This is a genomic window from Mycobacteriales bacterium, assembly GCA_035690485.1.
Taxonomy (GTDB): Bacteria; Actinomycetota; Actinomycetes; order JAFAQI01; family DASSKL01; genus DASSKL01.
Genome location: DASSKL010000081.1, coordinates 1 through 4,437 on the forward strand (window position 1 = coordinate 1; position 4,437 = coordinate 4,437).

Annotated in this window: 4 protein-coding genes and 1 riboswitch; all 4 genes read left to right on the forward strand. The window is 72.4% G+C overall.

The genetic code is table 11. From position 1 onward, the window contains the following. Window positions 1-1,170: CoA transferase (locus VFJ21_12270; protein HET7407895.1), on the forward strand; the 1,170-nt coding region annotated here is incomplete at its 5' end. Between the two features lie 12 nt (window positions 1,171-1,182). Then, entirely contained in the window at window positions 1,183-2,046 is an 864-nt protein-coding gene (locus VFJ21_12275; protein HET7407896.1) for a DNA-formamidopyrimidine glycosylase family protein, read from the forward strand. Between the two features lie 65 nt (window positions 2,047-2,111). Then, window positions 2,112-2,229, forward strand: a riboswitch (TPP riboswitch). A gap of 5 nt (window positions 2,230-2,234) precedes the next feature. Then, window positions 2,235-3,608, forward strand: a complete 1,374-nt coding sequence (locus VFJ21_12280; protein HET7407897.1) for a cytosine permease — start codon at window positions 2,235-2,237, stop codon at window positions 3,606-3,608. Between the two features lie 14 nt (window positions 3,609-3,622). Continuing rightward, window positions 3,623-4,255: a thiaminase II gene (tenA, locus tag VFJ21_12285; GenBank protein HET7407898.1), complete on the forward strand. Its 633-nt coding sequence runs from the start codon at window positions 3,623-3,625 to the stop codon at window positions 4,253-4,255. Window positions 4,256-4,437 lie beyond the last annotated feature (182 nt).

A 4,437-nucleotide genomic window follows, 5' to 3' on the forward strand; every position in this document is an offset into this window, starting at 1 on the left:
CAGGTGCTGTCCGGGCCCTACTGCACGATGCTGCTCGCCGACATGGGCGCCGACGTCGTGAAGATCGAGCCGCCCGCCGGTGACGCCACCCGGCAGTGGGGTCCGTTCCTGCGCGAGGACGAGGAGCGGTCCTTTGGCGGCTACTTCCAGAGCGTCAACCGCAACAAGCGCGGCATCGTGCTCGACCTCAAGACCGACGACGGTCGCGAGGTGCTGCTCGAGATGCTGAGCCGGGCCGATGTCCTCGTCGAGAACTTCCGCGTCGGGGTGATGGACCGGCTCGGCCTGGCGTGGGAGACGCTGCACGACCGCTTCCCGCGACTGGTCTATGCCGCCATCCGCGGCTTCGGCGACCCGCGCACCGGCGTGAGCCCCTACGTCGACTGGCCTGCGTTCGACATCGTGGCGCAGGGTATGGGCGGCCTCGTCGGCACGACCGGCAGCGACCCGGAGCACCCCGTGAAGACCGGCCCCGCGACCGGCGACGTCTGGCCTGCCGTGCTGCTCACGGTCGGGCTGCTCGCCGCCGTACGCCAGGCGGAGCGCACCGGGGTCGGCGACTTCGTCGACGTCGGCATGTACGACGGGATCATGTCGCTGTCCGAGCGCGCGATCTACCTGCAGACCTACACCGGCATCGACCCGCAGCCCCAGGGCAACACGCATCCCATGCTCGCGCCGTACGGCATCTTCCCGACGGTCGACGGATGGGTCAGCGTCGCTGCCCCGACCGACAACCACTGGCGGGCGCTGGCCCGGCTGATCGGTCGACCGGAGCTGGCCGGCGACCCGCGGTTCGCGACCAACGAGGCGCGGTTCGCGCGCAGCGCCGAGACGATCGGGCTGGTCGAGGCCTGGACGTCGGCGCGCACGACGGCGCAGGTCGTCGAGACGCTGGCGGGGCAGGTGCCGTGCGGTCCGGTCAACAAGGCCTCCGACATCGTGACCGATCCGCACGTCGCGGCGCGGCGGATGCTCGTCGACCTGCCGCAGCCGGGAGCCGACCGCAGCGTCGGGGTGGCCGGGGCGCCGGTGAAGTTCCTGGGCGCCGGGGAGCCGGCCTTCCGCCGCGCGCCGCGGCTGGGCGAGCACACCGACGAGGTCCTCGCCGGCCTCGGCTACGACGCCGCCCGCATCGCCGCGATGAGGACGGCCGGCGCCGTGCGCTGACACACTGCTCGGGTGCCTGAGCTGCCCGAGGTGCAGGCGCTCGCCGACTTCCTGGGCGAGCAGGCCACCGGTCGCGCGGTCGCCCGGGTCGACGTCGCCGCGGTCAGCGTGCTGAAGACCTACGACCCGCCGATCACGGCCGTCCAAGGGCTGGAGGTGCGCGGCACGCGACGGCACGGCAAGTTCCTCGACCTCGACGTCGACGGCGTCCACCTCGTCGTGCACCTCGCCCGCGCCGGCTGGCTGCAGTGGCGCGACCAGCTACCCCCCGCGCCGCCGCGACCCGGCAAGGGCCCGCTCGCACTGCGAGTGCACCTCGACGACGGCAGCGGGTTCGACCTGACCGAGGCCGGCACCCGCAAGGGCCTCGCGGTCTACTGCGTGCGCAACCCCGCCGACATACCCGGCATCGCCCGCCTCGGCATCGACCCGTTCGACCCGGCCTTCACGGTCGAGAAGCTTGCCTCGTTGCTGCACGATGCCGGCCGGGCACAGGTGAAGCGCGTGCTGCGGGACCAGGCGGTCATCGCCGGCATCGGCAACGCCTACTCCGACGAGGTGCTGCACGCGGCGAAGCTGTCGCCGTTCAGGCCGGCGGCCAACCTGACCGCCGAGGAGATCGCCACCCTGCACGCGGCGATCGGCGAGGTGCTGCGCGACGCCGTCGAGCGGGCCCGCGGGCTGGCGGCCGCGGAGCTCAAGGCCGAGAAGAAGCTCGGCATGCGGGTACACGGCCGCGCGGGGCAGGCGTGCCCGGTGTGCGGCGACACCGTGCGCGAGGTGTCGTTCGCCGACTCGGCCCTGCAGTACTGCCCGGCCTGCCAGACCGGCGGCAAGCCGCTGGCCGACCGGCGCATGTCGCGGCTGCTGCGCTGACGGAGACGTACGCCGATCGGCGCCGGCTCGCCGGGCGCTCGGGGCAGGCATAGAGTCGGACCCGTCGCGGGAGCTCGGACCGACCGGGCTGAGAGGGCGGCTGGGTGCGCCGGCGCACAACACCGGAGCAACAGCAAGGGCCGCCGACCGCTGAACCTGTCCGGGTAATGCCGGCGTAGGGAGCGCACATGGCCGTCGGCGCCGAACCCACGATCGTCGAGCCGGCCGCCGAGCGGCCACGCTCCTCCGAAGCACCGCTGACGCTGGCCGAGGAGGCCCCCCGCGTCCTCGGTTTCTTCGACCAGCTGGGCCTGTGGGCCAACCTCGGGGTCAGCCTGCTCGGCCCGGTCGGCGCGATCGGCGTGCTGGCACCCGCCGGCTTCCCGAAGCTGCCGCTCGTCGGTGCCTTCGCGGCGGTGGTCGTCGGGACGGTGCTCGGGACGCTGCTGGTCTCCGCCTCCGCGGTGCCCGGTGCGCAGACCGGTGCCCCGTCGATGGTCCTGCTGCGCGGCCTGTTCGGCGTGCGGCTGTCCTACCTGCCGACCGTGCTCAACGTCGTGCAGCTGGTCGGCTGGGGCGTCTTCGAGATCGTTGTCATCTCTTCGGCCGCGCAGCAGCTCCTGCCGTGGCACCACGTGCACTGGCCCTACGTCGTCGTGGCCGGGGTCCTGACCACGCTCATGGCCATCCGCCCACTCGGCGCGGTGCGCATCCTGCGCCGTTACGCGCTCGTCGCCGTGGTCCTCGCGACCATCTACCTGTTCGTCCAGCTGCTCCGCCACCCGCTGCCCGACCTCGGCACCGGGTCGTGGAGTGGCTTCTGGCCCGCGGCCGACGTGGCGATCGCGGTGTCGGTCTCGTGGGCACCGCTGGCCAGCGACTACAGCCGGCACGCGCGCTCGGCGCGGTCGGCGTTCACCGCGTCGTTCCTCGGCTACACCGTCACGCAGGTGGCCTACTACACGCTGGGCCTGGTCGCCCTCGCGACCGTGGTGCGCGCCGGCGACACGTTGCAGCACGACATGTTCGCGGCGTTCATCGCGGTGCCGGTCGGCTGGCTGGCCTTCGGGGTGCTGGTGCTGCGCGAGCTCGACCAGTCGTTCGCCGACACCTACTCGACGGTGGTGTCGATCCAGAACCTGCGCCCGCTGGTCGACCGCAGGCTGCTCGCCGTCGCCGTGGGCGGCCTCGCGACGGCGCTCGCCCTGGTGCTCGACATCAGCAACTACTTCGACTTCCTCTACCTGCTCGGCTCGGTGTTCGTGCCGCTGTTCGCCGTCTTCGTCGTCGCCTACTTCCTGCTCGACGGCCGGCATCGCTGGGACGTCACCGCCTCGGCACCCGCGCGCCCGGTGATGCTGCTGCCCTGGGCGCTTGGCTTCGCGGCGTACCAGCTCGTCTACCCCGGCGGCATCGGGTGGTGGGCCGACGGCTGGGGCAGGGTCGCGCACGACATCGGCTTCACCCCGGCGAGCTGGATGAGCGCGTCGGTCGTGTCGTTCGCCGCCGCCGCCCTCGGGACGCTGGTGGTCGGTGGAATCCGCAGGCTGGTACGCCGGTGAGCCTGAGCTCGCGCATGTGGTCGGCCGGCGAGCCGGTCTACGCCGCGATCCTCGACCACCCGTTCCTCGCCGGGCTGACCGATGGCAGCCTCGACCCTGATCGATTCGCCTACTACCTGGCGCAGGACGCGCGCTACCTCGCCGACTACGCCAAGGCGCTGGCCGTCGTCGGTGCCAAGGCGGCCGACCCGGCGGACACGGAGATGTTCACGCGGCACGCCGCGGGCGCCCTGGCCGTCGAGCGGGCGCTGCACGAGTCGCTGCTGCCCGAGCTCGGGGTCGACCCCGCAGACGTGGCCGCGACGCCGATGTCACCGACGACCTGTGCCTACACTGCGGCGCTGCTCGCCACGGCCTACGGCGGAAGCTACGCCGAGGGCGTGGCCGCGGTGCTGCCCTGCTACTGGATCTACTGGGAGGTCGGTCAACGGCTGGTCGAGGAGGGTTCGCCGGACGCCCGGTACCAGCGCTGGATCGACACCTACGCCGACGAGCAGTTCGGCGCGCTGGTGCGCGAGGTGCTCGCCGTCACCGACCGGCTCGCCGGTGTCGATGACGACCACCTGGTGGAGGTCTACGTCACGACCAGCCGTTACGAGTGGATGTTCTGGGACGCCGCGTGGCGCCGCGAGGCCTGGCCGGTATGAACCCGCCCGAGGCGAGCATCTCCCGGTAGGGAATCGTCACACGATCGCGAATACTCGGGTGCGCGCAGGTGCCTGCGCCGGACAGGGAGACCGTTGATGAACCGCCGGCGACGTGTCGCAGCGGCCGCCATGGGCGGGTTGACGTTGCTGGCGACGGCCTGTGGCACCCGGTTGCCCGACAG

Bases quoted from the DNA above. Each gene is read 5' to 3' on its own strand.
- tenA (HET7407898.1), top strand. From the start codon at position 3,623: ATGTGGTCGGCCGGCGAGCCGGTCTACGCCGCGATCCTCGACCACCCG.
- VFJ21_12280 (HET7407897.1), top strand. From the start codon at position 2,235: ATGGCCGTCGGCGCCGAACCCACGATCGTCGAGCCGGCCGCCGAGCGG.